At 57.6% G+C, this 23,761-nt stretch carries 26 protein-coding genes; 15 read left to right on the forward strand and 11 right to left on the reverse strand.

The window, feature by feature from the left end; genetic code table 11:
• Genes mreC through tldD form a run of 6 tightly spaced genes read left to right on the forward strand, consistent with a single transcriptional unit; the run spans position 1 to position 8,881 of the window.
• Positions 1–945 carry a rod shape-determining protein MreC gene (gene mreC / locus HXW73_RS06495; protein WP_186255437.1) on the forward strand — a complete coding sequence of 315 codons (945 nt, stop codon included), beginning with the start codon at positions 1–3 and terminating at the stop codon, positions 943–945.
• A complete protein-coding gene (mreD, locus tag HXW73_RS06500) occupies positions 945–1,433 on the forward strand; it encodes a rod shape-determining protein MreD (protein ID WP_186255438.1) in 489 nt (162 codons plus the stop codon). The genes mreC and mreD overlap by 1 nt, the downstream gene beginning before the upstream one ends.
• Before the next feature lie 39 nt (positions 1,434–1,472).
• A complete protein-coding gene (locus HXW73_RS06505) occupies positions 1,473–2,069 on the forward strand; it encodes a Maf family protein (RefSeq protein WP_186255439.1) in 597 nt (198 codons plus the stop codon).
• 18 nt (positions 2,070–2,087) lie between these two features.
• Positions 2,088–3,551: a ribonuclease G gene (rng, locus tag HXW73_RS06510; protein WP_186255440.1), complete on the forward strand. Its 1,464-nt coding sequence runs from the start codon at positions 2,088–2,090 to the stop codon at positions 3,549–3,551.
• Between the two features lie 3 nt (positions 3,552–3,554).
• Entirely contained in the window at positions 3,555–7,433 is a 3,879-nt protein-coding gene (locus HXW73_RS06515) for a YhdP family phospholipid transporter (protein WP_186255441.1), read from the forward strand.
• Positions 7,430–8,881, forward strand: coding sequence for a metalloprotease TldD (gene tldD, locus HXW73_RS06520; protein ID WP_186255442.1), 1,452 nt, complete (start codon positions 7,430–7,432; stop codon positions 8,879–8,881). The genes HXW73_RS06515 and tldD overlap by 4 nt, the downstream gene beginning before the upstream one ends.
• Positions 8,882–8,886: 5 nt before the next feature.
• Here tldD and yjgA read toward each other — a convergent pair whose 3' ends face one another.
• Positions 8,887–9,405, reverse strand: coding sequence for a ribosome biogenesis factor YjgA (gene yjgA / locus HXW73_RS06525; RefSeq protein WP_186255934.1), 519 nt, complete (start codon positions 9,403–9,405; stop codon positions 8,887–8,889).
• 95 nt (positions 9,406–9,500) lie between these two features.
• Between yjgA and pmbA the strand changes: the two genes are divergently transcribed.
• Positions 9,501–10,841: a metalloprotease PmbA gene (gene pmbA, locus HXW73_RS06530; protein WP_186255443.1), complete on the forward strand. Its 1,341-nt coding sequence runs from the start codon at positions 9,501–9,503 to the stop codon at positions 10,839–10,841.
• A gap of 21 nt (positions 10,842–10,862) precedes the next feature.
• On the opposite strand, the gene HXW73_RS06535 is transcribed toward pmbA, so the two are convergent.
• The 10 genes from HXW73_RS06535 to HXW73_RS06580 all read right to left on the reverse strand — a co-directional run bounded on the left by HXW73_RS06535 (position 10,863) and on the right by HXW73_RS06580 (position 17,936).
• Positions 10,863–11,132, reverse strand: coding sequence for an HPr family phosphocarrier protein (locus HXW73_RS06535; RefSeq protein WP_092825360.1), 270 nt, complete (start codon positions 11,130–11,132; stop codon positions 10,863–10,865).
• A gap of 63 nt (positions 11,133–11,195) precedes the next feature.
• Positions 11,196–12,077, reverse strand: a complete 882-nt coding sequence (rapZ, locus tag HXW73_RS06540) for an RNase adapter RapZ (protein ID WP_186255444.1) — start codon at positions 12,075–12,077, stop codon at positions 11,196–11,198.
• Between the two features lie 75 nt (positions 12,078–12,152).
• Positions 12,153–12,626: a PTS sugar transporter subunit IIA gene (locus HXW73_RS06545; RefSeq protein WP_085917981.1), complete on the reverse strand. Its 474-nt coding sequence runs from the start codon at positions 12,624–12,626 to the stop codon at positions 12,153–12,155.
• 4 nt (positions 12,627–12,630) lie between these two features.
• Complete coding sequence (gene hpf / locus HXW73_RS06550; RefSeq protein ID WP_027335376.1) at positions 12,631–12,939, reverse strand: ribosome hibernation-promoting factor, HPF/YfiA family; 309 nt, start codon at positions 12,937–12,939, stop codon at positions 12,631–12,633.
• Between the two features lie 86 nt (positions 12,940–13,025).
• Complete coding sequence (locus HXW73_RS06555) at positions 13,026–14,447, reverse strand: RNA polymerase factor sigma-54 (RefSeq protein ID WP_186255445.1); 1,422 nt, start codon at positions 14,445–14,447, stop codon at positions 13,026–13,028.
• A 104-nt stretch (positions 14,448–14,551) separates the two neighbouring features.
• On the reverse strand, positions 14,552–15,301 hold the full coding sequence (lptB, locus tag HXW73_RS06560; RefSeq protein ID WP_186255446.1) for an LPS export ABC transporter ATP-binding protein: 750 nt from the start codon (positions 15,299–15,301) through the stop codon (positions 14,552–14,554).
• Between the two features lie 10 nt (positions 15,302–15,311).
• Positions 15,312–15,806, reverse strand: coding sequence for a lipopolysaccharide transport periplasmic protein LptA (lptA, locus tag HXW73_RS06565; protein ID WP_186255447.1), 495 nt, complete (start codon positions 15,804–15,806; stop codon positions 15,312–15,314).
• Positions 15,807–15,809: 3 nt separating this feature from the next.
• Positions 15,810–16,388: an LPS export ABC transporter periplasmic protein LptC gene (gene lptC / locus HXW73_RS06570; RefSeq protein WP_186255448.1), complete on the reverse strand. Its 579-nt coding sequence runs from the start codon at positions 16,386–16,388 to the stop codon at positions 15,810–15,812.
• Between the two features lie 6 nt (positions 16,389–16,394).
• A complete protein-coding gene (locus HXW73_RS06575) occupies positions 16,395–16,931 on the reverse strand; it encodes a KdsC family phosphatase (RefSeq protein ID WP_186255449.1) in 537 nt (178 codons plus the stop codon).
• A 21-nt stretch (positions 16,932–16,952) separates the two neighbouring features.
• Positions 16,953–17,936, reverse strand: a complete 984-nt coding sequence (locus HXW73_RS06580; protein WP_186255450.1) for a KpsF/GutQ family sugar-phosphate isomerase — start codon at positions 17,934–17,936, stop codon at positions 16,953–16,955.
• A gap of 300 nt (positions 17,937–18,236) precedes the next feature.
• Here HXW73_RS06580 and HXW73_RS06585 point away from each other — a divergent pair, with 300 nt between their 5' ends.
• From HXW73_RS06585 to hisG, 8 genes are all read left to right on the forward strand, one after another.
• The gene (locus HXW73_RS06585; protein WP_186255451.1) at positions 18,237–19,058 is read left to right on the forward strand and encodes an ABC transporter ATP-binding protein; all 822 of its coding nucleotides are present in this window, start codon (positions 18,237–18,239) and stop codon (positions 19,056–19,058) included.
• Positions 19,058–19,858, forward strand: a complete 801-nt coding sequence (gene mlaE, locus HXW73_RS06590; RefSeq protein WP_446719001.1) for a lipid asymmetry maintenance ABC transporter permease subunit MlaE — start codon at positions 19,058–19,060, stop codon at positions 19,856–19,858. Before HXW73_RS06585 ends, mlaE begins: the two co-directional genes overlap by 1 nt.
• A gap of 17 nt (positions 19,859–19,875) precedes the next feature.
• Positions 19,876–20,340 carry an outer membrane lipid asymmetry maintenance protein MlaD gene (mlaD, locus tag HXW73_RS06595; protein ID WP_186255452.1) on the forward strand — a complete coding sequence of 155 codons (465 nt, stop codon included), beginning with the start codon at positions 19,876–19,878 and terminating at the stop codon, positions 20,338–20,340.
• Between the two features lie 108 nt (positions 20,341–20,448).
• Entirely contained in the window at positions 20,449–21,108 is a 660-nt protein-coding gene (locus tag HXW73_RS06600; protein WP_186255453.1) for an MlaC/ttg2D family ABC transporter substrate-binding protein, read from the forward strand.
• Positions 21,105–21,443, forward strand: a complete 339-nt coding sequence (locus HXW73_RS06605; protein WP_186255454.1) for an STAS domain-containing protein — start codon at positions 21,105–21,107, stop codon at positions 21,441–21,443. Before HXW73_RS06600 ends, HXW73_RS06605 begins: the two co-directional genes overlap by 4 nt.
• 98 nt (positions 21,444–21,541) lie before the next feature.
• Positions 21,542–21,793 (forward strand): BolA family protein, encoded by a 252-nt coding sequence (locus tag HXW73_RS06610; RefSeq protein WP_186255455.1) that lies wholly within the window; start codon positions 21,542–21,544, stop codon positions 21,791–21,793.
• 10 nt (positions 21,794–21,803) lie between these two features.
• On the forward strand, positions 21,804–23,066 hold the full coding sequence (murA, locus tag HXW73_RS06615; protein ID WP_186255456.1) for a UDP-N-acetylglucosamine 1-carboxyvinyltransferase: 1,263 nt from the start codon (positions 21,804–21,806) through the stop codon (positions 23,064–23,066).
• 28 nt (positions 23,067–23,094) lie between these two features.
• Positions 23,095–23,751 carry an ATP phosphoribosyltransferase gene (gene hisG, locus HXW73_RS06620; RefSeq protein WP_186255457.1) on the forward strand — a complete coding sequence of 219 codons (657 nt, stop codon included), beginning with the start codon at positions 23,095–23,097 and terminating at the stop codon, positions 23,749–23,751.
• The last annotated feature ends 10 nt before the right edge of the window (positions 23,752–23,761 follow it).

A 23,761-nucleotide genomic window follows, 5' to 3' on the forward strand; every position in this document is an offset into this window, starting at 1 on the left:
TTGCCTATTAAACCGCTGTTTTCGCACGGTCCTTTACCGGGATATCGGCTGTTTTTCTGTGTACTGATTGCCAGTGCGCTGATGTTCGTCGACCAGCGTTTTACGCGTATGGAAAACGTGCGCGCCCAGATGTCAGTGGTGGTGGCCCCGATCCAGTGGGTAGTGGGCGTTCCCAGCCGGTTACTGGATTGGGGGTCGCTAGCTTTTTCAGATCAGCAAGCGCTGGTTGATGAAAATCAGCGCCTGCGTGAGCAAATTTTGACGCTATCCCACCGCGGGCAGCAAATGGCGAATCTCACCAAGGAAAACGCCGAATTACGGCGTTTGCTTGGTGCTGCCGAACAGCGCGACATTCCCTTTATGACCGCGGAATTGCTGTCCCTCGACAATGACCCCTTCAGCCATCAGATGGTGGTGGATCGTGGGCATCGCCATGGTGCCTATGTGGGCCAGCCGGTGATTGATGCCACGGGGCTAGTCGGTCAGGTGACGGCCGTTTCGACCTACTCCAGTCGTGTGCTGCTGGTGGCCGATGCCAGCCATGCTTTGCCGGTGCAAGTCAATCGCAATGGTTTGCGCTTTATTGTCCAGGGGGCGGGGCGCTATGGCCGCGTGAATGTGTTGCATGTGCCGAACACGGCAGATATTCGCGAAGGTGATTTGTTGACAACGTCTGGCTTGGCAGGGCGATTTCCGCCTGGCTACCCCGTTGCCCGTGTCACCAAGGTCGAGCATGACCCTGGACAGCCGTTTGCCCAGGTCACCGCGGAGCCTATGGCTCAGCTAAAACGCTCACGCCATTTTCTGCTGCTTTCCCCGCCGCCTAAGCGCCAGTCTGATGAGCAACATTGGGACGACACTCTGCAGGTCTCGGTCGACGCGTTACGCAGTGCTCATCAGGTGGTAAACCCTGACGATGAACCATCTTCCCAGGAGGAGCCCTGATGCCCCGCGTTACGGAAACGCCTTTGGTGGTGGTGTGGTTGACCTTGCTGATGGCGCTTTGTCTGCAGGTGATGCCTCTGGGGGATGAGTGGCAGGTATTCCGGCCCGAGTGGTTGGGGTTGATGCTGATTTATTGGTGCATGCGTGAGCCCGATCAAGTGGGTGTTTTCCACGGCTTTGTGCTGGGTATTCTACTGGATTTGATCGAGGGAACACCTCTGGGTCATCACGCCATCATGTTCTCCTTGCTGGCGTTTTTGTGCGCACTTGTCTACGCCCGCTTTCGTGCCTATTCACTACTCCAGCAAGCGTTGCTGGTGCTAGTGCTACTGGGGATTGTACAACTGGTCGACCAATGGTTGCGCAGCCTGGTGGGTGATTTTTCCATTCATCTGGCGTTCTTGATCTCGTCGTTGGTCAGCGCGGTTTTATGGCCTTGGCTTGCGACGATGTTTGCCGCATTACAGCGTCGTTTGGCCGGGAACTGAGCGTAGTGCGCCGTCCGGAGTCATCGACATGGAGCCGATATGTTGGAACCAGAGCCGGTCTTGTGTCTGGCGTCTGCCTCACCACGCCGCCGGGAGTTGCTCGCATCAATTGGCGTTTCGGTTCAGCTTGAGCCCTGCGACATTGACGAGACACCATTGCCTGGCGAGTCCGCCGAGCGTTATGTCGTTCGTTTGGCCCAGGCCAAGGCGCAAGCGGCGGTGCCCATGACCTCGCTGTCGACACTGGGCTCGGATACGGCGGTCGTGGTGGATGGACAGATTTTAGGCAAACCCGACGATGAATCCCACGCCGCGAGCATGCTGCGGCGTCTCTCGGGGCGACAGCACGACGTATTGACCGGTGTCGCGGTGACGGGGCCAAAGGGCGTCTTGACGTGCTGTGTGACAACCCGCGTGACGCTGCGAGATATCAACGACGCAGAGATAGCCGCCTACTGGAAAACCGCCGAGCCAGGTGACAAGGCGGGCGGTTATGCTATCCAAGGCATGGCGTCGGTATTTGTGGCAGGCATTGAGGGCAGTCACTCGGCAGTGGTGGGGCTGCCACTTTTTGAAACAGCGTGCTTGCTGCGTCGTCAGGGGGTACCGTTATGGAATGGACATTTACCCGCGTAAACCCACAAGGATTTTTGCATGAGCGGTGAGGTTCTGATTAATCTGACGCCGATGGAGACCCGCGTAGCGCTGGTCGAAAACGGTGTGCTGCAAGAGGCGTTAATCGAGCGTTCTCGTCGGCGCGGTATCGTCGGCAATATCTACAAAGGCAAGATCGTACGTGTGCTGCCTGGAATGCAGGCTGCCTTTGTTGATATTGGCCTCGAACGTGCCGCCTTTATCCATGCCCAGGAAGTGATGCCCCCTGGTACCGCTGTTGACGAGCAGCAGACCATTGGCCAGCTGCTTCATGAAGGCCAGGCGTTGGTCGTGCAGGTCACCAAAGATCCCATCGGTAGCAAAGGTGCGCGGTTGACGACGCATCTTTCAGTTCCCTCCCGCTATCTGGTCTATATGCCCGATTCGCCACACCACGGCGTTTCCCAGCGCATTGAAGACGAGCGTGAACGTGAGCGGCTGAAGACGTTGCTGGATAGCAGCATCGGCGAGCAGACCCTGGACGTAAACGGCGGCTTTATCGTGCGTACCGCGGCTGAAGGGGTAGGCGATGAAGAGCTCATCGGCGATATGCATTTTTTGCTGCGGTTATGGCGCAAGGTCAGCGAGCGGAAAATTTCGGCGGCGCCCGCAACGGTCATATACGATGACCTGCCTCTGTTCATGCGTACCTTACGCGATGTCATGCGTGACGATATCGAAAAGATCCGCATCGACTCCCGGGAAAACTTTCTCAGGCTGGTGGAATTTGCCGAGGAGTTCATGCCCGATGCCGTGGACCGTATCGAGTATTATCCCGGCGAGCGACCCATTTTTGACCTGTACAGTGTTGAAGACGAGATCCAGAAAGCGCTGGGCCGCAAAGTACAGTTGAAGTCGGGTGGCTATCTGGTGATTGACCCCACCGAGGCAATGACCACCATTGATGTCAACACCGGTGGCTATGTAGGGCATCGCAATCTTGAAGAAACCATCTTCAAGACTAACCTGGAGGCGGCAACGTCGATCGCCCGGCAACTGCGCCTGCGTAACCTGGGTGGCATTATCATTATCGACTTTATCGATATGGAAGATATCGAACACCAGCGCCAGGTACTGCGCGTGCTGGAAAAGGCCTTGGAACGTGACCATGCCAAGACAAAATGCACCGGTGTCACTGAACTTGGCCTGGTGCAGTTGACCCGCAAGCGGACCCGGGAAAGTCTCGAGCAAACCTTGTGCGAAGCCTGTCCAACCTGCAGTGGCAGAGGCACTCTCAAAACGCCCGAAACGGTGTGCTACGAGATTTTCCGCGAGATTCTTCGTGAAGAGCGGGCCTACAGTGCCGAGACGTATATGGTGTTGGCTTCCCAGCCGGTCGTTGATCGATTATTGGACGAAGAGTCCGCTGCGGTTGCTGATCTGGAAGCCTTCATCAATAAGACCATTCGCTTTCAGGTAGAACAGCACTATTCTCAAGAGCAGTACGATATTGTGTTGATGTGATCCATGACGATTCGCCCTGTGGTGCGTATTGCGTTGAGAATCGCCGCGTGGTGGCTTGGTGCGCTGGCGATTATTTTGCTATTGGTGCGCTTGGCGATGAGCCAGGCGGATGCCCTGACGCCCCGCGTTGAAGCATTCCTGGAATCTCAAGTCGGTGTGCCGGTTCATATTGAGCGGCTAACGCTTGCCCTTCAGCGCAACGATATCGAACTCATGGTGGGCGATGTCAGCGCACAAACGCCGAATGGCTACCCTCTGTTCAAGCTGACCCACGCCACCCTGCGGCTGGACGTGTGGGCGTCGCTCAAAGCGCGCGCGCCTATTTTCAACGATGCCGATATTCGCGGCACCGAATTCCATCTTTATCGACTCTTCAGCGATAGGTGGGAGTGGCCAGCGCCCGCCAAACTGCCAGTGGTGGAAGAACAGCCTGCTATCAATCTAACTGCGCTGGATCGTTGGATGGGGATTCTGCTCCGCCAACGGTTAAGCGTGGAAGATACCCGCCTGGTGCTGCACGGTGAGGATAATACGGTCGATTTACATGCGCCGACACTGTTGCTGGGGGGCGACGAACAGCACACCCAGCTTGAAGGCAGTATCAATATTATCGATCAGACGGAAAGTGAGCCTTCAAGGCCGTTGCCGATGGCATTCCTGCAGGCAGAGGTGTCGCCGGGCAAAGACGGTTATCGAGACTTTTCGGCGGCGTTGAACGTAGAGGTTCAACTTGACCATTTGGCTCTGCTAGGGGACGTCATACGCCCCGAGTATGTCCCCCAGATTAGCCAGGCCGGAGGTGATGCGCGCCTCTGGGGGCAGTGGTACAAGGGCCAGCTGGATCGGGCGCGTGTGGGGGTGGATATACCGCAGTTGACGCTGCGCCACGAAGTACAGCGGGCCATATTGAGAAATGTAGAAGCCTTGGGGCAGTGGCGGCGCGACGGCAATGGTGGTGAAGCCTGGGTGAGTGGCGATGCGGAAAATGTCGAGTGGGCAGAGCCCTCAGGCGTCAGCGAAGGCCCCGCGCTGCCAAGGCATTGGTACTTGACCCACCAGCCTGGTGATTGGGAGCTGCGCACCAGCGCTTTTGAACTGGCGTCGCTCGCCGCATGGCGAGACTATGTGCTGATGCCGGAGTCGGTTACGCGCGTGTTGCAGACGCTCGCTCCGCGTGGGCAGGTAGACGGGTTTCGGATCGGTCAGAAGGAAGGTGAGTGGGGCGTTGATGCTGCCATCAGCAACCTCGAAGTGTTGCCCTGGGAGCAGGCACCCGGGGGAGGCCCCTTGGATGCCTGGGTACAGGCGCGAGATTTCAGGGGGCGCGTTCAGTTTGCCAACCATCGTGAAAGTACGCTTTATTTTCCAAAGTTATTTGATGCCCCCATGCAGTTGCAACATGCCACAGGGCAGGTGGAGTGGGTTTACGATGGCCCTCGGGCATTGGTCAGCGGGCGCGACATCGTGCTTGATTGGGAGGGTGCAAGCGTCACCGGTGGGTTTGGGTTAGTCACCGAAGCTGAGCAGGGGCATTTCGGTCTGGATATTGATTTTCAGGATGTCGATGCTCTGGAGAACCCGCTCGCGCAGTGGGTGCCAATGAAGGCACTAACGCCGCAATTGCGCGAGTGGCTGGGTAACGAAGTGGGAGGTTATGTCACCCAGGGCGCGTTAAAGCTCAGCCAGCCTTTAGGTGATGACGTTGACGACGACGCGTTAACGTCCACCCTTGAACTGACCCTGCGCGATGGATACCTGCCCATAGCCCCTGACTGGCCACAGATTGAGGATTTGGCCGGTCGCTTGAGGTGGCAAAACGGTCGTCTTTTGGCTGAGGTTGAGCGTGGGCAAACGCAAGGCGTAGTGCTTAGCGATGGCGCGGTTCGGTTACAGGATGATGTGCTGAACTTGTCTGGCCGGTGGCAGGCAAGCGGGCAAAACGCGCTGGCGTTCCTGTCGGCTATGCCCGATATCAATATGCCTGACATTAGCGATCTAAACCTCGAGGGCGATATTGACGGTGATGTGGCGCTTGCCATGTCGCTGGACGATGAAGCCGACCTCACTCTGGAAGTCAACGCTGAACCCAGAGGCATGCAGATAGGCTATGGTGAGCTTGCTGAGCGCATCGAGTCGCTACAGGGCCAGATTACCTGGCAGCAACAGGGCGAGCAAAGCGCCCTGGTTGGACAATTGAATGGGCAGTTATTGGATGGCGTGATTCAAGCGGCGATTGATACCCGGGAAGATGGCGTCGCGCTTCAGGGCGAGGCGTCAGCCCGCGGGTTGCTGGGGCTGGCAGGGCTGAGCCCTGAAGCGGCGAGGTCGCTTGCCGAGGGTCGCTCATCCTGGCAGGGGCAGCTAACCCTATCGCCCACGCCCAAGTTGGCGCTGGAGAGTAATTGGCAAGGCATGGCCGTCAAGCTGCCTGCTCCCTTTGCCAAGAGTGCCCAACAGGCATGGCCCTGGACACTGACAGCGGACCTTGAGCCATTACGTATTCAGAGCCGTTTAGCCGATATTGCCGATTTGCATATTCAGTCTACCGCCGGCGGTGAGCTTGCGGGCAGCGCCCGCCTGGGCGACGCCTCCCGCCGTACGTCGAACTGGCGGCAGATCCCTGGCTGGCAACTGGCTGCTGAGCTTGAACGGCTGGATATCGCTGCTTGGCAGACGGCGTTATCGCCCCTCATTCAGGGCAGCGATGCGGCAGGCGCTGGCGATACGTCAATTTCAACGTTCCCGCCACTTTCGCTGAATATCGCCACGTCCTGCGTGGTTTACAAGCAGGCTTGCCTGGGGGGTGGTACCGCAGAGGGCAGCCTGCGCGACAGCAACGTGTCGCTGATGCTGGATAGCGATGTGGTGAGAGGGCGGGTGGAGTACCGTCCCACCGGGCCGACGCCATTGGATATTGCCCTCACTCAGCTCTCCTTGGACCCCATTGTGGATGCGGTATCTGGAGGTGGTCGCGAGCAGCAGACGGTGTCTATGCCGTCTTCCTGGACAGAGTCGGTTGAAACCACGACGCCTGAAACCTCACCCCCAATGGCATTGCCCGAATGGCTGGCGGATGTTCCCGATGGCCGTTTGCGGTTGTCCGAGATGTTGCTCGACGGTAAGCGAATGGGCCCTTTAACGGCGTATTGGCATGCCGATGGTGACGGCCTTTCGCTGGAACCCGTCGGCTTGACGCTGGGGCAGCTCACTGCCGCCGGTGCGCTGCATTGGGAAGGAGGTGTCGCTACCAGTCGAACGCGTGCGGAAGTGGCGATAAAGGGCGGCAATATTGCCACCGCGCTTGAACGTCTTGACCAGCCGGTGGCCATGCGTAGCCGAAGTGCCCAGGTGGATGCGACCCTTGCCTGGCCTGGCGCCCCATGGCAGTTGGATCTCGCCAAGGCCGGGGGGGAGATGACCACTGACATCCGCGATGGTCGTTTTCTTACCCTGGAATCGGCACCGGCACGCTTGGTGGGGCTGCTAAACTTTGACAATATCTTGCGCCGCTTGCGGCTGGATTTTTCCGACGTAACCGGTCAAGGCACGGCGTTCGACCGTGTCCACGGGGCTGCCGATATCGCCAATGGCCAGCTCATGCTGCGAGGCCCATTGCAAATAGAGGCGCCCGCCGCCACGTTATCTCTTAGGGGAGACGTTGATTTGGTGAACCGTGAACTTGATCAACGCCTTGGCGTCGCATTACCCGTAAGCCAAAGCTTGCCAATGGCGGCGATCGCCATCGGAGCGCCCGTGGTAGGCGGCGCATTGTTTTTAGCCGATCAGCTATTCGGCGACGCCTTGGATCAGGCGACCACGATTTATTACCGTGTGGAGGGGCCCTGGGCCTCGCCGCAAGTGACTTTAGAAGGTTCTCGATGACCGCAAACACTAACGATTTACAAACCGCCGTTTCGATTTTGCTCACCCCGGGCGGGCTGGATCTTGACGCCTTGGACAGCGGCCTGGGTTATGCCATGGGTGCCGGTGTCGACTACGCGGACCTTTACTTTCAGCGCTCCTGGGAAGAAGGCTGGGTTTTGGAAGATGGTGAGGTTAAAGAAGCAAGCTACAACATTGATGGCGGCGTCGGCGTACGCGCGCTGGCAGGCGAGAAAACCGGCTTTGCCTACTCCAACCAGATCACCGCCGATGCGCTGATGGATACCGGACGAACGGCAGCCGGTATCGTGCGCAGTGGCAAGCAACTGACCGGACAGGCGGTTAACCCGGTGACGGCAGCGTCCTACTATGCAGGCATCGACCCGCTCGCCGGGCTCAGCGCCGACGAAAAAGTCGCCATGCTGAAAGACGCCGACCGTGTCGCCCGCGCGGCTGATCCCAGCGTCACCCAGGTGAGCGCGTCGCTCTCCGGTACCTACGAAGTGGTACTGGTGCGGGCCAGTGACGGTACGTTGGCGACGGATATTCGCCCCCTGGTGCGTTTCAATGTCAGCGTGATTGCTGTTAAGAACGGCCGTCGCGAACGCGGCAGCGCCGGTGGTGGCGGGCGTTATTCAATGTCGCGGCTGCGCGATGAGCAGGTCTCGGAGCGCTACGCCAAAGAAGCGGTGCGTCAAGCCCTGGTCAACCTTGAGGCGGTCGATGCCCCCGCCGGGCAAATGCCGGTGGTGCTGGGGGCCGGCTGGCCGGGCATTCTGCTCCATGAAGCCGTAGGGCATGGTCTGGAAGGCGACTTTAACCGCAAGGGCAGCTCGGCCTTTGCCGGGCGGATGGGCCAGCGTGTGGCCTCAAAAGGCGTCACCGTGGTAGATGATGCCACGTTAAGCGATGGGCGTGGATCGCTCAGCGTCGATGATGAGGGCACGCCAGGGCAGTACACTTCGTTGATTGAAGACGGCGTGCTGACTGGCTATATGCAGGACAAGCTCAATGCTCGCCTGATGGGTATGGCGCCCACTGGTAACGCGCGCCGCGAGTCGTTTGCCCATTTGCCGATGCCGCGCATGACCAACACCGTCATGCTCGCGGGGCAGGACGAGCCTGAGGACATTATCAAGAGCGTCAAGCGAGGCATTTACGCAGTGAGCTTTGGCGGCGGCCAGGTCGACATCACCTCCGGCAAATTCGTGTTTTCCGCCAGTGAAGCCTATTTGATCGAAGACGGCCGTGTGACGGCGCCGGTCAAAGGCGCAACGCTGATCGGTAATGGCCCTGACGCCATGAGTCGTGTCTCGATGATTGGCCATGACATGGCGCTGGATACCGGCATTGGCGTTTGCGGTAAAGAAGGCCAGGGCGTGCCGGTGGGTGTTGGTCAGCCGACGTTGAAGGTTGACGAACTGACGGTCGGCGGCACGCAGTCTTAAAAAAATTAAAGCTCAGCGGTATTGCGTAAAAACTTGAAAAGTTTTCTAGCACTGGTAGGTGGCTTGTCTTGATCACGCTCGCGCTTGGCGTTGCGAATCAACTGGCGAAGGGTCTGAAGATCGGTATTCGGGTGCTCGTTGAGCCATTGTTCAGCGGCCGGGTCGCCTTCATCTATTAGTCGGTCACGCCATTTTTCAAGTCGATGAAACGCATGGTCGCGCTGCTGCTTTTCTTGTTCGATGCTGTCGAACACGGCCTGAATGGCGGCAAGGTCTTCCTTGCGAATTAATTTGCCGACGTACTGCATATGCCGCCGGCGCCCTTCATGGGAACGAATGCGCGCGGTTTCGTCGATGGCACGCAGCATGTCATCGGATAGCGGGAAGCGCGCCCGCTCGGCGGGTTGCATGGCAATCAGTGTTTCCCCTAATGCCTGAAGCGCATGCATTTCGCGCTTCAGCTGGGACTTGCTGGGGCGTTCTGCCATGTCGTCGTCTAGGGGTTCGGGGCGTTGTTTCGGCATCATGGGTTCTCATCAACAGAATTCGTAGCTTCATTATATCAGGCTGCGATGCTCAATATTGATCTACCGACCATGTCGGTGGTTAAGGAGATTGTATGGCACAAGCGTTTGACGCATCTGCCCAGCAGGCACTGCTCACCCTTCGCGCTGAAAGCGCGCTGGCAATGGCCAAACGGATGGGGGCAGATGCCGCTGAGGTGGGCGCAAGTGTTGATCAGGGAATTGGCGTTAGTGTCCGCCAGGGTGAAGTGGAAACCGTTGAGCTTTCTCGTGATCAGGGCATTGCCATCACCGTGTATGTAGGTCAGCGCAAGGGCAGTGCGTCGTCCACGGATGCCAGCGAGGCTTCGCTGCAGGCAACCGTCGAAAAAGCCCTGGCGATTGCCCGCTACACGGGTGAGGATCCGTCGGCAGGCCTCGCCGATGCGGCGCTTATGGCGACCGATATCCCTGATTTGAAAGTCCACCACCCTTGGGCGTTAACCACCGACCAAGCCATCGAGCTGGCGCTAAGCTGTGAACAAGCCGGCCGGGAAGTGGCAGGCATCACCCAGTCGGATGGTGCTTCGCTGTCGAGCGGTGAAGGTGTGCGCGTTTACGCTAACAGCCATGGCTTCATCGGCACCCAAAAAGGCAGCCGACATTCGCTTTCCTGCATGCTGATTGCCGAAGACGAACAAGGCATGCAGCGCGACATGGACTACACCTCGGCGCGTAACCCTGACGATTTATCCGACCCGGTCGCCGTAGGTCGCGAGGCGGCCAAGCGTACCCTGCGCCGCTTGGGGGCCAAGCGTCCGCCAACGGGCACCTATCCTGTGTTGTTCGACCCAAGCTTGGCAAGTGGCCTGGTGGGCCATCTGATGGGCGCGCTGGCAGGCGGTGCGCTATACCGTCAGGCCTCATTTCTGTGTGACCGACTCGATACACCGCTGTTTCCCGATTGGTTCAGTCTTGAAGAACGACCGATGGAAATTGGCGCGACGGCGAGCTCTCCCTTTGACGGGGAAGGCGTTCAAACGCGCAACAACCGCTTTATCGAAAACGGCCAGATAGCGAGCTATATGCTGTCTTCCTACAGCGCACGGCGGTTGGGCATGAGCACTACCGGTAACGCTGGCGGCGCACGCAATATGCGCATTACTGCGCCTTTAACCAGCCAGTCAGCTCTGTTCGAGCAAATGGGTACAGGTGTTTGGGTGACTGAGCTGATGGGCCAGGGAATTAACGGTGTGACCGGTGATTATTCCCGTGGTGCGGCGGGTTTTTGGGTCGAAAAAGGGGTGGTTCAATACCCGATCGAGGAATTTACTATCGCCGGTAATTTGGAGCGTATGTTCGGGAGCCTGGTGGGCGTGGGTAATGATATCGATCGTCGCGGCAGCATCCATTCAGGTAGCTGGCTGATTGATGGCATGACCATCGCCGGTAACTAATCGATCGTTGAAGACAGGGTCTTACTTGTCTTCGTCAAAGCGGGCGTCGAACAGCGATTGAATGGCATCCAGCGCCTGTTCGGCGTCATCGCCTTCTGCTTTGATGCATAGCTCCGTGCCACAGGGAGCCGCAAGCATCAGAAGCGCCATGATATTGGCGGCATCGGCTTCCTGTTGTTGTTTGCAAACACGGACGTTGGCGTCAAATTGCTGACTGCACTGCACAAGCTTCGTGGCGGCCCGCGCGTGAAGACCGCGTTGGTTAGTGAGGGTAAGTCTACGTTCTGGCACCCTGGTTCCTTTTGGCTGTTAGGGTCTTCGCGATAGATGATGGACTGGTCAACGTGAATCGAACTAAAGCGGCGCGTTGACCGTATATTGCAAGCCCAGCTCGCGGTGGCGTAACTGTACTTCGCCCAGTAGGCTGGCGATGTGTTGCGCCAGTTGTTCAGCCATATAAACCGAGCGATGCTGACCGCCGGTACAGCCAATTGCAACCGTCATGTAGCTGCGCTGGCTTTGCTGATACGCGGGTAGCCAGCGTTCAAGCCACCCCTGAATATCGCTAGTCATGTCATCGACCAGTGGGTAGCTGGACAAAAACGCAATGATGTCGGCGTCGCGGCCAGTGGAGCCGCGTAACGCAGGATCCCAGTAGGGGTTGGGCAGGCAACGGACATCGAAGACAATATCGGCATCCAGCGGAACGCCGCGCTTATAGCCGAAGGACTCAAAGGTCAGCGTTAGCTGGTCGCGCCGCTGATGAGCTACCTGGTCGGTGATGCGCCGACGAAGGTCATGCACTGAAAGCCGCGTAGTGTCGATGGTCAAATCGGCCAAGTCGCGTATTTCGTGCAGCGTTTGCTCTTCTTTGTCGATGGCTTCTTCTAGCGTGAGACTACTGTTGCGTGTTAGTGGGTGCCGCCTGCGGGTTTCCGAATAGCGCTCCAGCAAAATGCGTGCATCGGTGGTTAGGTACACAATCTGGCACTTGATGGTCCGCTGGCGAAGCTCTTCGAGGAGCTCTGGAAGTTTGGCAAGTGCGCCGGGGAGGTTGCGTGCGTCAATGCTGACCGCCAAGTGGGTGCGGTCGCCCTGGTCGCGTAACTCATCCACCAGCGAGCCCAGCAGCATGGCGGGAAGGTTATCAATGGCGTAATAGCCCAGATCCTCCAGCGCCTGTAAGGCTATCGATTTGCCTGACCCTGATCGGCCACTAATAATGACGAGTTGCATGAAGGCTCTCTTGCTTGCGGTCAAGCGACTTGGATAAACGACCCGTGATAGGACGGTTTTAAGCGCACCGGCCTATTAAAGGCTGGCGGCCTGGTCGCGTATCTTGGCGGAGATGAGGTCCAGCAGTTCACGTTGACTACCCGACTTACGTAGCTGCTGGCGCGTGTCGGCGTCGTTCATGATTGAGGCAACTTGGCCCAGCAGTGCCAGGTGTGTATCGTCGGCTTCTTCAGGCACGAGCAGAACAAACACCAGGTCAACCGGGTCGCCGTCAATGGCGTCAAAGTCGACCGCTTCATTGAGCTTGAGAAAGCCGGCGATAGGCGAATCACAATGCGGACTTCGCGCATGGGGAATTGCCACGCCGTTGCCAATCCCCGTACTGCCGAGGCGTTCACGGCCAATCAAACGGCTGAACACTTCCTGGCTGTCGAGGCTGGGAATGTTTTGTGCGATAAAGGTGCTGAAAAACTCCAGCACCCGTTTTTTGCTGCCCCCGGGCACATCGTATAGAACGCGTTCCGGGGGGAGGATTGTGGCCAACGTCATTGAATTAACGCACACCTGCGCCTTGGGCGCGGGCTTGTGCTTTTTCCTTGTGCTTAACGAGTTGTCGATCGATCTTGTCCGCTAGGGCGTCGATGGCGGCGTACATGTCATTATCGAGGGCTTCGGCATGCAAGTCAGCGCCTGCAGCGTGCAGTGTACAGGCGGCCTGCTGACGCTCTTTTTCGACCGAGAGCGTGACCTGTACGGTAGTGATGTTGTCGTAATGGCGCTCAACGCGTTCCAGTTTTTCGTTGACATAGTCACGCAAGGCGTCAGTCAGTTCTACATGATGACCGGTGATATTGACTTGCATTGACGTACTCCTTATCCGTCGGACTGTCCTTCGATTGTAACCCTTTTTGGCGTTAAGCAAAGCCCTTGTGTTGAGTTTCCGTTTGCCTAACGTAAGCGGCGCCGTTCGCTGGACGAAGGGATGCCCATGCCTTCGCGGTATTTGGCGACCGTGCGCCGTGCCACGTGGATACCGGCTTCTTCAAGCAGGGTGACCAGACGGCTATCTGACAAAGGTTTGCCGGGGGGTTCTTCCTGAATCAGTTTTTTGAGGCGAGCGCGAATTGCCGTACTGGAATGGCTGTCGCCGTCCTGGCCACTGATCTGGCTGGAGAAGAAGTATTTAAGCTCGAAAATGCCCCGCGGTGTATGGATGAACTTCTGGGTGGTGACGCGAGAGATGGTCGATTCGTGCATCTCTACTGCATCGGCAATATCGGCCAGGATAAGCGGCTTCATGGCTTCTTCGCCGTGTTCGAGAAAGCCGATCTGGCGAGTGATGATTTCCCGGCCGACACGTAGCAGGGTGTCGTTGCGGCTGGAGAGGCTTTTGATCAGCCAGCGGGCTTCCTGTAAGTGATCTTTGAGAAATTGGTTATCATGACTTTTGTCGGCGCGCTTGATCAGACTGGCGTAGTCGGGTTGAATTCTGAGCTTGGGCAAGGCCTCTGGATTGAGCTCGAGATGCCAGCCTTCGTTATCGTGGTGAACCACCAGGTCAGGAATCACATAGCTATCGTCAGTGGCGCTGTAAACGCTGCCGGGACGGGGGTCCAGGCTTCTGATCAGTTGGATGACGTCATCAAGTTGCGCATCGTCCAGGCCGAGTCGCCGCTTTAGGAGGCGCTGATCATTTTTACCCAGCGCTTCAAGGAACTGGCGGACCAGACGCCGCGCAGGAATCAGCAGCGGTGTGTCACTGGGTAGCGCGGCGAGCTGAAGCATTAGGCATTCGCGCAGGTCGCGGGCGAAGATACCGGTGGGCTCGAACTGTTGCACTCGCAGCAGAATGGTTTCGACCTCGCGCTGGCTGAGGCCTTCCACGCCCTGGTCGCGCAGTCCTTCTCGGATATCGGCAAGGGGCTGGGTGAGATAGCCGTTAGCATCCAGTGCGTCAATCAGGCTCTCGGCCACCAACTGTTCGCGGTGGCTCAAATCGGTCATGGCGAGTTGCCAGAGGAGATGGCCATGAAGGGTTTGCCCGGCGGCCTGGCGCTCAAAGTCAGGCCCCTCACTGCTTGCGCTGCCGCTGCCCACCGTATCCTGATAGGTATCCGACCAGTCGCTGTCGACGGATAGCTCCTTGGGAATGCTATCTGCCCACTCGCTTTCTTCCGGCTCGCTGGCGGGTTGTTCGCTTTCGCTGAACTCATCTTCCTGCTCGAGCATGGGGTTGGCATCGAGCGCTTGCTGAATTTCCTGGCGTAAATCGAGCGTGGATAGCTGTAGCAGGGCAATCGCCTGCTGCAGCTGGGGTGTCATGGTGAGCTGGGTGCCAATCCGCAGTTGAAGAGAAGCTTTCATGACCATCTGAGAACCACTCGTTTATCGGAAAGCATCCACCCTAGTGCGTGTTGTGTTTGGGTGCAAGTGCAATAAGTATGCCATCGGCAATAAATATGCCATTGAGCGCTTTAGAGACGAAAATCAGCACCTAGGTAAACGTCACGTACCTCCTGATTGTCAAGAATAGCGTCCGGCGAGCCGTTGGCGATGATATGCCCGTCGCCGACGATATACGCCACATCGCAAATATCCAGTGTTTCGCGCACGTTGTGGTCGGTAATCAATACGCCAATACCGCGGTCCTTCAAGGCGCGGATGATCGACTTGATATCGCCCACGGAGATGGGGTCTACACCTGCGAAAGGTTCATCCAGCAGGATGAAAGCAGGCTCGGTGGCAAGCGACCGGGCGATCTCGACGCGCCGTCGTTCGCCTCCGGAAAGACTCATGCCCATATTGTCGCGGATATGGGTGATATGAAACTCTTCCAGCAGTGTTTCCAGGCGTGCTTCACGTCCGGCTCGGTCCAGATCGTTGCGGGTTTGCAAAATGGCCATGATGTTATCGGCGACGGAGAGCTTGCGGAAGATCGACGCCTCCTGGGGCAAATAGCCAATGCCTGCCTTTGCCCGCTCGTGCATGGGCGCTCGGGAAAGGTCGAGGCTATCAATCCCGACATTGCCCGCATCTGCCTTGACCAGGCCGACAATCATGTAGAACGACGTAGTTTTACCGGCGCCATTGGGGCCGAGCAGGCCGACGATGCTGCCTTGTGAGATATCCAGGTTGATGTCTTTTACCACGCGCCGGCGCTTGTAGCTTTTTGCCAAATGGCGGGCGTATAGCGTTCGTGTCGCGCTGTTGTCAGCAACTGCCATCAGGCTCTCCTTAACCCTCGGGTTGCAGCGTCATGCGGATGCGCTGCGACTCTTGATTGTCGACATCGGAGCGCGCCTTGACGACCTCGCGGTCGATAAAATATTCCAGGCGTCCCCCGGTGAAGCGGTCGCCTTGCTGGATGATTTCCGCCTGATCAATCAACTCGACCCGGCGCTCGGCGACGTGGTAGATCACCCGCCGGCCCCAGCCTTCCATCGGGCCTTCCTGGTCTTCGGGTTGGCGACGCAAATAGGCGCGTTCGCCCAGAGCCGTGGCCCGCGAGAGCTCGCCTTCCTCGTTACGCTGGATTTCCACTTCGTCGCCTTTTATCAACATATTGCCTTGGCGAACTTCTACGTCGCCGGTGTAGACCGCTGTACCGGCGCGCTGATCAAGGTCGAGCTGGTCGGCGACGACTTCAACCGGCTGCTGGTGATTGTCTGCCGTCGCGTAAAAAGGCACTAAGCAGGCAGCCGCCATCGCTGTGTAGATAAACGCTTTCATGTTTTATTCCTGTCCGGGTTGCGTCTCCGGAGGGTGGTAGCCCTGAACGTCATCTTCAAGTCGCACCTCCTCCTCGTTGAGCCATGCATCCATCCGCCGTGCTGTCATGCGCTGGGGCGGTTGCTGGAGCAGCACATGAGTATTACTCCATGCATGGGCAGTTTTCCCCTCATAGTGCAGAACGTCCGTGTCAAGCTGCCAGCCTTCTTCAGGGGCGATCAATCTTGCATTGCCCGAAAGCGTCAGTTCTTGAGAACGGGTATTAAGCGTACCTACCTCTGACGTGGCGTTCCAGACGCGTCGCTCGCTGTCATAAAGCGTGGCATGCGGCGTTTCGGCGAGTGTTGAGGCGGATTGAGGGGTATGCACCAGACGAGGCGTGGTTAACCCCTGCTGAATATTACCCTGTTCATCAAACAGCGTAAGCTCGGCATTGTGAAGGACATGACCTGGCTCCTCGGCACGGGCGTCCGCGTCTGTCGGGACGCTTTGTGGGCCGCCTGGGTCCAGCCATACTAGAAAACCACCCAGCGCCAGCACTATCAATGCCAGTCCCAGACGCGTGCGCAATGTCTTCAGCATAGTGCCTCAGCCGTGTAGATAGGTATCGACGACCGCGCCCCAGTGGCCCTGAGCCTCGAGTAACGTATCACATACTTCGCGGACAGCGCCGTGTCCGCCCAGGCGTTCGGTGACCCAGTCAGCGTGGGTGTGCATGTAGTCAGGTGCATTGGGTACCGTGATACCAACGCCTGAACGCTTGATGCTGGCAAGGTCAGGCAGGTCGTCACCGCAATAGGCAACCTGAGACAAATCAAGCTCCAGGCGTTGGCAAAGGCCGCGAAGGGCGGCCAGTTTATCTTCGCAGCCTTGATAGACGTGGGGAATGCCCAGTGCGGCGGCACGTTGGCTGACCATGGGGGAGTCGCGGCCGGTGATCAAGGCGACCGAGATGCCCGCACGTTTCAACAGCTTGAGCCCATGGCCGTCCTGGGTGTGAAACGCTTTGATTTCGACGCCGTCGGCTTGAAAGTAAAGCCGACCATCGGTGAGAACACCATCGACATCAAGGGCAAATAAGCGAATGCGACGCAGTCGGTCGAGTAGGTCAGCAGAAAGGGTCATTGGGACTCCGGTCGATTCAAGTTAAATAACACCGCTGGCAAGCAGGTCATGCATATGCAGCGCGCCTATTGGGCGCTGGTGTTCGTCCACCACTGCCAGTGCGGTAATGCGATTGTCTTCCATGATGCGAACGGCTTCCGCCGCGAGCAGGTCGGGGGATACACGCTTGCCAGGTCGAGTCATGACGTCATCTACTCGGACGTCACGAAGGTCATGAAAGTTATCCAGGGTGCGGCGCAGGTCGCCATCCGTGTATACGCCAGCTAACAGGCCGTCAGGGTCCACCACGCAGGTGAAGCCTAGGCCTTGCCGGGTGATCTCCAGTAACGCATCGCGCAGGGGGCTGCCCAGGGCAACCTGGGGTAAGCGTTCGCCCTGGTGCATAAGATCTCGAACGCGTAGCAGCAGGCGTCGGCCCAGACTGCCGCCGGGATGCGACAGGGCAAAATCTTCTGCGGTAAAACCGCGTGCTTCGAGGAGCGCGACGGCGAGAGCGTCGCCGAGCGCTAATGCCGCTGTCGTGGAGCTTGTCGGCGCAAGATCCAGCGGGCAGGCTTCCCGATCGACACTGCTATTCAAGTGAGCATCCGCATGCTGGGCAAGTGTGGAGGAAGGACGCCCCGTCATGCTGATCAGCGGTGTGCCAAGGCGTTTTAGCAGCGGCAGCAGGGCGGTCACCTCGGCGGTTTCACCGGAATTCGAGAGCGCGATGACGACATCATTACGGGTAATCATGCCCAGATCGCCATGACTGGCTTCGCCAGGATGAACAAAAAAAGCAGGCGAGCCGGTGCTGGCAAGCGTCGCCGCGATCTTGCCGGCAATATGGCCTGACTTGCCCATGCCAGTAACCACCACGCGTCCCTGGCAGGCCAGAATCAGCTCGCAGGCATGGTCGAAATGCGCATCCAGTTTGCTGGCCAAGCCTGCGATGGCAGCTTGCTCAATGTCTAGCGTGCGCAATGCGCTTTGGCGAAAGGGGGTGGTCGCAGTTGTCGCTGGCATGGGTAATCGCGTGGCTCGTTAAAAATGACAATCAGGGTGTAAGAGTAACATTGACCGAGTGGACTTTGCCGCATCGTTTTGTCGTGAGGATAAGCGATGCTCGCTTGTCGTCGTCTGGTAGGGTTAGAATACGTTGTTCGATAATAGTTTTTTAACTTAGTTCTTAAGACATGGTTCTTAAGACATGGTTTTAAAAACGGTTTTAAACACGGTTTTTAAAACACGGATCTTTAATCACTGTTTCCTCGTTGTTGCGCGAAGCGAGCGAATGGGCAAGTAAACGCGAGAGTTGATGGTTCCATGAGCGATGTGCCTTTTATTGAAGTCGAGAACCTGTATTTTTCGCGGGGGGATACCGAGATTTTCCGCGGTGTGAACATGACCATCCAGCGCGGAAAAGTAACGGCGATCATGGGGCCCAGCGGGACCGGCAAAACGACCCTGTTAAAACTCATCGGTGGGCAACTGACCCCCGATAAGGGCCGCGTGCTGATCGACGGGGACGACGTGCATCGGCTATCGCGCAAGGCACTATTCACGCTACGCAAGCGTATGGGCATGCTGTTTCAAAGCGGGGCGCTGTTTTCCGATCTGGATGTGTACGAAAACGTGGCATTTCCGCTACGGGTTCATACGGACCTGCCTGATGCCATGATTCGCGATCTGGTGTTGCTCAAGCTTCAGGCAGTAGGTCTGCGCGGTGCGAGACACCTCACACCAGCCGAGCTGTCCGGGGGGATGGCCAGACGCGTTGCGCTGGCGCGGGCCATGGCGCTGGATCCAGAGCTGATTCTCTACGACGAGCCGTTTGTGGGGCAGGACCCTATTTCCATGGGCGTGCTCGTGCAACTGATCAAACGGCTTAATCAGGCGCTAAACCTGACGTCAGTGGTGGTTTCCCACGATATCAAGGAGACCCTGACGATTGCCGATTATCTTTATTTTATTTCCGAGGGCCATGTGGTGGCGCATGGAACGCCAGCAGATCTCGACGTCAACCAGGACGCGCGGGTGAAGCAATTTATCCATGGTGAACCCGATGGCCCCGTTCCTTTTCATTATCCAGCCGCTCAGTTTTACCAGGATATGCTGGGCGACACGGCGACCCGAGGAGGAGCCTGATGTCGATGAAGGAGGGGCAGGTCGCCACGCGTATCACCCGGTTAGGGCGTCGCAGCTGTGATGTGGTTGAATCGCTTGGCCGTGCCGGAGTGTTTCTTGCCCAGTCTGCGGTGGGGGTCCCATCAGCCGAAGGTTTTCGCCTGTGGGTTCGGCAATTGCACTTTGTTGGTGTCTTGTCGCTAGCCATTGTGCTGGTATCCGGCCTGTTCATCGGTATGGTGCTGGCGCTTCAGGGCTACACTATCCTGATTGATTTCGGTGCCGAGGACGCGCTTGGTCAGATGGTGGCGCTTTCGCTGCTGCGCGAATTGGCCCCGGTGGTCGCCGCTTTGTTATTTGCCGGCCGGGCTGGTTCGGCACTGACTGCCGAGATCGGTTTGATGAAAGCCACCGAGCAGCTAACCAGCATGGAAATGATTGGCGTGGATCCGCTGAGAAGGGTGGTTGCGCCGCGTTTCTGGGCAGGTGTCGTGGCGTTGCCAATTCTCACTGTGGGGTTCAGCGTTGTCGGAATTTGGGGCGGCTACCTGGTGGGCGTCGAATGGCTGGGCGTTTTCGAAGGTTCCTACTGGAGCAACATGCAGGCCAGTGTGGCGTTTATCAACGACATTGGTAACGGCATGATCAAAAGCGTTGTGTTCGCTGTGGTGGTTACCTGGATTGCGGTTTTCCAGGGCTATGATCTATTGCCAACCTCCGAAGGTATTTCCCGTGCGACAACGCGTACCGTTGTCTATTCGTCGCTTGCGGTACTGGGGCTTGATTTCATATTAACCGCCGTTATGTTTGGCGGCCTCTGATTAGCTGGAGCAGTTTCATGAAGCGAAGTAGGACCATGGAGTTTGGCGTCGGCCTGTTTATTCTGGTGGGAATCCTGGGGTTGGTGTTCCTGGGGCTTAGGGTGAGTGGCTTGACCTTTTCCGGGGCGACGAACACGTATCAACTGGATGCTCACTTTTCCAATATTGGCGGATTGAAGCCTCGTGCACGCGTTTCCATGGCGGGTGTCACAGTCGGGCATGTCGAGTCGATCGAGCTGGATACCGAATGGTATGACGCCCGGGTGACACTAAGCCTGAGCAGTGAGCTGGAAGGTCAGATATCGCGTGATGCCACGGCCGCGATTCTGACCTCGGGCCTGCTCGGTGAACAGTACGTAGGCCTGAGCCTGGGGGGAGATCCTGAGATGCTCGAGGAAGGCGATACGATACGCGATACCCAATCGGCTCTGGTACTCGAAGAACTAATTCAGCAATTTATATCCAATATGGCAACGAACTGATCATAGTGTGAGGTACGCCTTGCCGTGTTTATTTGAATCGCTCGCGCCGAGCGCGTGCGTTGAAACAGGTGACGGAGACGTGTTCACCGTCAACAGGAGGATAAAAGGATGTTTGTAAAGAAACGGTCGTTAATGTCGGTATTCAGTTTCGTTGTCGCGCTTCTCGTCGCGTTGGTGCCGCTATCGGCGAGTGCGCAGCCTGAGCCGCCCGAAGAGATGATTCGCAACAACATCAACGAATTCATGGCCCAGCTTGAAGGCCGAGAAGCGTACTACGAAGAAAATATCGATGAGCTGAAACAGGAAGTCGATGACAGCCTGGAAAAAGTGGCCGATTTTCGCTATATCGGGGCCAGCGTGATGGGAAGTTATTTCCGTAATGCCTCGCCGGAGCAGCGCAGCCGTTTTGTTGACGTGTTCCGTCAAACGCTTATCGATACGTATACACGCGGCCTGGTGACCTTTGACTACGATGACATTCGCGTTCTGGATGACCAGCGTCCCCAGCGTGAAGAAGACCGGGCGAGTGTGGCCATGGAAGTCATTGCTACCAATGGTGATGTATATCCCGTCAACTATAGTCTGCGGCTATCCGACGGCGAGTGGCGCGTTGTCAACGTCATCGTGAACGGCATCAACCTGGGGTTGACCTTCCGTAACCAGTTTGACCAGGCAATGCGTGACAATAACCGGGACTACGATGCGGTGATCGGTGGTTGGGCACCGGACGTGGGTGTCGACGAGCTCGAAAAAGGGGGCGATGAGTGACGGCGATTTTTAGCGATCGCGGTGTATCGCTGCACCAGCAGGCCGATGGCTTGAGCGTGCAGGGTGACGTGGATATTGCCTCTGCGGCAGCGCTTGCTGCAGAGGGCTCGCGCTGGCTAGCCGATCAACGGCCTGAAACGGTCGCGTTCGATTTCAGTAAGGTGGCAACGCCGCGCAACGTTGCCTTGAGCGTATTGCTACAGTGGATGCGCACCTGCCATCAGCATCGTATCAGGGTGACGTCTATCGTCCTTTCAGCGCCGCTCCAGCGGCTTGCCGAACTTGCCGAGTTGGACGCATTAATCCAGGCGCCGGACGAGCAGCCTGTCGGCTAATTCTTGGGCGTCGCCAAAGCGCCGGCTTTTCTTTATGATGTCACCCTCTTGATATCCATCTACCCTCTTACAAACGTCCTTTAAGGAGTCTCTGACCTATGCAACCCCAAGAGGTGAAAGCCCTGCTCGAATCGCGTGTCGACGGATGTCAGTTCCATATTCAGGGCGAAGGCTGTAATTTTCAGGTGATTGCAGTGGGTGATGCCTTTGAAGGATTGTCGCCCGTGAAGCGCCAGCAGCTTGTGTATTCAGCCTTGAGTGATGAAATTGCCTCGGGTGCCTTGCATGCCATCAGCATCAAAACCTACACCCCGGCACAGTGGCAAACCGCCGCTGAAAACGTGCAGTAACGGTTATTTCATGGATAAACTCATTATTACCGGCAACGGGTCGGTCGACGGCGAAGTTTGGGTCAGCGGTGCCAAGAACGCGGCATTGCCCATCCTCTGCGCTAGCCTGTTATCCAAAGGCCCTGTGGTAATCGGTAATTTGCCACACCTGCAGGACATTACCACCACGTTGGAGCTGCTTGGCCGTATGGGCGTCGAGCCGGTGATGGGGGATAACCTCACCATCCAGCTAGACGGCTCTCAGGTTACTCACTGCCATGCGCCTTACGAGCTGGTAAAGAAAATGCGCGCCTCCATTCTGGTGCTGGGCCCTCTGCTGGCCCATTTCGGCCAGGCCGATGTGTCCTTGCCCGGCGGCTGCGCGATCGGTTCGCGCCCGGTGGACTTGCACATTCGTGGGCTCGAAGCCATGGGTGCTGAGATTCGCGTCGAAGCCGGTTATATCCGTGCGCGGGTAGATGGCCGCCTGAAAGGGGCGACGATCTATTTTGATACCGTGACGGTGACTGGCACCGAGAACCTGTTGATGGCCGCCACGCTGGCGGATGGCGTCACCGTGCTTGAAAACGCCGCCCGTGAGCCTGAAGTGGTCGACCTGGCCGAGTGCCTGATCAAGATGGGTGCACGGATCAGTGGGCACGGCAGCGATACCATCACTATCGAAGGTGTCTCGTCGCTTGGTGGCTGCGTTCACGATGTCATGCCTGACCGTATCGAAACCGGTACCTTTCTAGTCGCGGCAGCCATGACCGGCGGGCGCGTGAAGGTAAAACGCACCCGCGCCGATATCCTCGAGGCCGTGCTCGCCAAGCTGGAAGAGGCGGGTGCTGAGATTACCACCGGCGATGACTGGATTGCTCTGGACATGCACGGCAAGCGCCCTCGTGCCGTGAATATCCGCACGGCACCTTACCCGGCCTTTCCCACCGACATGCAGGCCCAGTTCGTAGCCATGAACGCAGTGGCAGAAGGTGCGTCGAGAGTGGTTGAAACGATTTTTGAAAATCGCTTCATGCACGTTCAGGAGCTGAACCGCATGGGCGCGGATATCGTTCTGGAGGGCAATGCCGCCTTGATTAACGGTGTTGACAAGCTCTCGGGTGCGCCGGTGATGGCGACGGATCTGCGCGCATCTGCCTCGTTGGTGATTGCCGCCATGATGGCGGAGGGCGAAACCCTGGTCGATCGCATTTATCATATCGACCGTGGCTACGAATGCATCGAGGAAAAACTGCAGCTGCTGGGTGCGCGTATCCGCCGTATCCCGGGCTGAGCCTGGCCCCCAACCATTGGCAACCAAAATGAGTAAGCAACTGATTTTAGCCCTCTCAAAGGGCCGTATTCTCGAAGAGACGCTGCCGCTGCTGGCCGATGCGGGCATCACGCCTACAGAGGATTTAAGCAAAAGCCGTAAGCTTTTGTTCGATACCAATCTGCCCGACGTCAAATTCGTCGTGATCAGAGCGACGGACGTACCGACTTACGTTCAGCTTGGGGCAGCCGATCTGGGGGTAGCCGGCAAGGATGTTCTTTTAGAGCACGGCGCCGAAGGGCTTTATGAGCCACTTGATCTCGACATTGCACGTTGCAAGCTGATGACCGCTGGCGTTACTGGTGAGTTGCCGAAGTTGGCGCGTCGTCGGGTGGCAACGAAGTTCGTCAATATCGCCCGGCGGTACTACGCCGAGCAAGGTATCCAGGCCGAGGTGATCAAGCTTTATGGTGCCATGGAGCTGGCGCCGCTGATGAACCTGGCCGATGAAATTGTCGATATTGTCGACACCGGTAATACGCTGCGCGCCAATGGCATGGAACCGCGTGAGCTGATTGCGCCGATCAGCACCCGCCTGGTGGCCAATAAAGCCGCCATGACGATGAAGCACGCGCGTATCAAGCCACTGCTGGCTCGCCTGGAACGCGCCGTTGCCGAACGCAAGACGATATCGCCCGCCGACTAAGTGAGGTTGC

It is taken from the genome of Halomonas sp. SH5A2 (assembly GCF_014263395.1).
GTDB lineage: Bacteria > Pseudomonadota > Gammaproteobacteria > Pseudomonadales > Halomonadaceae > Vreelandella.

Excerpts from the sequence above, each read along its gene's own strand:
- mreD (WP_186255438.1), top strand. The coding sequence starts at position 945 with ATGCCCCGCGTTACGGAAACGCCTTTGGTGGTGGTGTGGTTGACCTTG.
- HXW73_RS06505 (WP_186255439.1), top strand. The coding sequence starts at position 1,473 with ATGTTGGAACCAGAGCCGGTCTTGTGTCTGGCGTCTGCCTCACCACGC.
- rng (WP_186255440.1), top strand. The coding sequence starts at position 2,088 with ATGAGCGGTGAGGTTCTGATTAATCTGACGCCGATGGAGACCCGCGTA.
- HXW73_RS06515 (WP_186255441.1), top strand. The coding sequence starts at position 3,555 with ATGACGATTCGCCCTGTGGTGCGTATTGCGTTGAGAATCGCCGCGTGG.
- tldD (WP_186255442.1), top strand. The coding sequence starts at position 7,430 with ATGACCGCAAACACTAACGATTTACAAACCGCCGTTTCGATTTTGCTC.
- yjgA (WP_186255934.1), bottom strand. The coding sequence starts at position 9,405 with ATGCCGAAACAACGCCCCGAACCCCTAGACGACGACATGGCAGAACGC.
- pmbA (WP_186255443.1), top strand. The coding sequence starts at position 9,501 with ATGGCACAAGCGTTTGACGCATCTGCCCAGCAGGCACTGCTCACCCTT.
- rapZ (WP_186255444.1), bottom strand. The coding sequence starts at position 12,077 with ATGCAACTCGTCATTATTAGTGGCCGATCAGGGTCAGGCAAATCGATA.
- HXW73_RS06545 (WP_085917981.1), bottom strand. The coding sequence starts at position 12,626 with ATGACGTTGGCCACAATCCTCCCCCCGGAACGCGTTCTATACGATGTG.
- hpf (WP_027335376.1), bottom strand. The coding sequence starts at position 12,939 with ATGCAAGTCAATATCACCGGTCATCATGTAGAACTGACTGACGCCTTG.
- HXW73_RS06555 (WP_186255445.1), bottom strand. The coding sequence starts at position 14,447 with ATGGTCATGAAAGCTTCTCTTCAACTGCGGATTGGCACCCAGCTCACC.
- lptB (WP_186255446.1), bottom strand. The coding sequence starts at position 15,301 with ATGGCAGTTGCTGACAACAGCGCGACACGAACGCTATACGCCCGCCAT.
- lptA (WP_186255447.1), bottom strand. The coding sequence starts at position 15,806 with ATGAAAGCGTTTATCTACACAGCGATGGCGGCTGCCTGCTTAGTGCCT.
- lptC (WP_186255448.1), bottom strand. The coding sequence starts at position 16,388 with ATGCTGAAGACATTGCGCACGCGTCTGGGACTGGCATTGATAGTGCTG.
- HXW73_RS06575 (WP_186255449.1), bottom strand. The coding sequence starts at position 16,931 with ATGACCCTTTCTGCTGACCTACTCGACCGACTGCGTCGCATTCGCTTA.
- HXW73_RS06580 (WP_186255450.1), bottom strand. The coding sequence starts at position 17,936 with ATGCCAGCGACAACTGCGACCACCCCCTTTCGCCAAAGCGCATTGCGC.
- HXW73_RS06585 (WP_186255451.1), top strand. The coding sequence starts at position 18,237 with ATGAGCGATGTGCCTTTTATTGAAGTCGAGAACCTGTATTTTTCGCGG.
- mlaE (WP_446719001.1), top strand. The coding sequence starts at position 19,058 with ATGTCGATGAAGGAGGGGCAGGTCGCCACGCGTATCACCCGGTTAGGG.
- mlaD (WP_186255452.1), top strand. The coding sequence starts at position 19,876 with ATGAAGCGAAGTAGGACCATGGAGTTTGGCGTCGGCCTGTTTATTCTG.
- HXW73_RS06600 (WP_186255453.1), top strand. The coding sequence starts at position 20,449 with ATGTTTGTAAAGAAACGGTCGTTAATGTCGGTATTCAGTTTCGTTGTC.
- HXW73_RS06610 (WP_186255455.1), top strand. The coding sequence starts at position 21,542 with ATGCAACCCCAAGAGGTGAAAGCCCTGCTCGAATCGCGTGTCGACGGA.
- murA (WP_186255456.1), top strand. The coding sequence starts at position 21,804 with ATGGATAAACTCATTATTACCGGCAACGGGTCGGTCGACGGCGAAGTT.
- hisG (WP_186255457.1), top strand. The coding sequence starts at position 23,095 with ATGAGTAAGCAACTGATTTTAGCCCTCTCAAAGGGCCGTATTCTCGAA.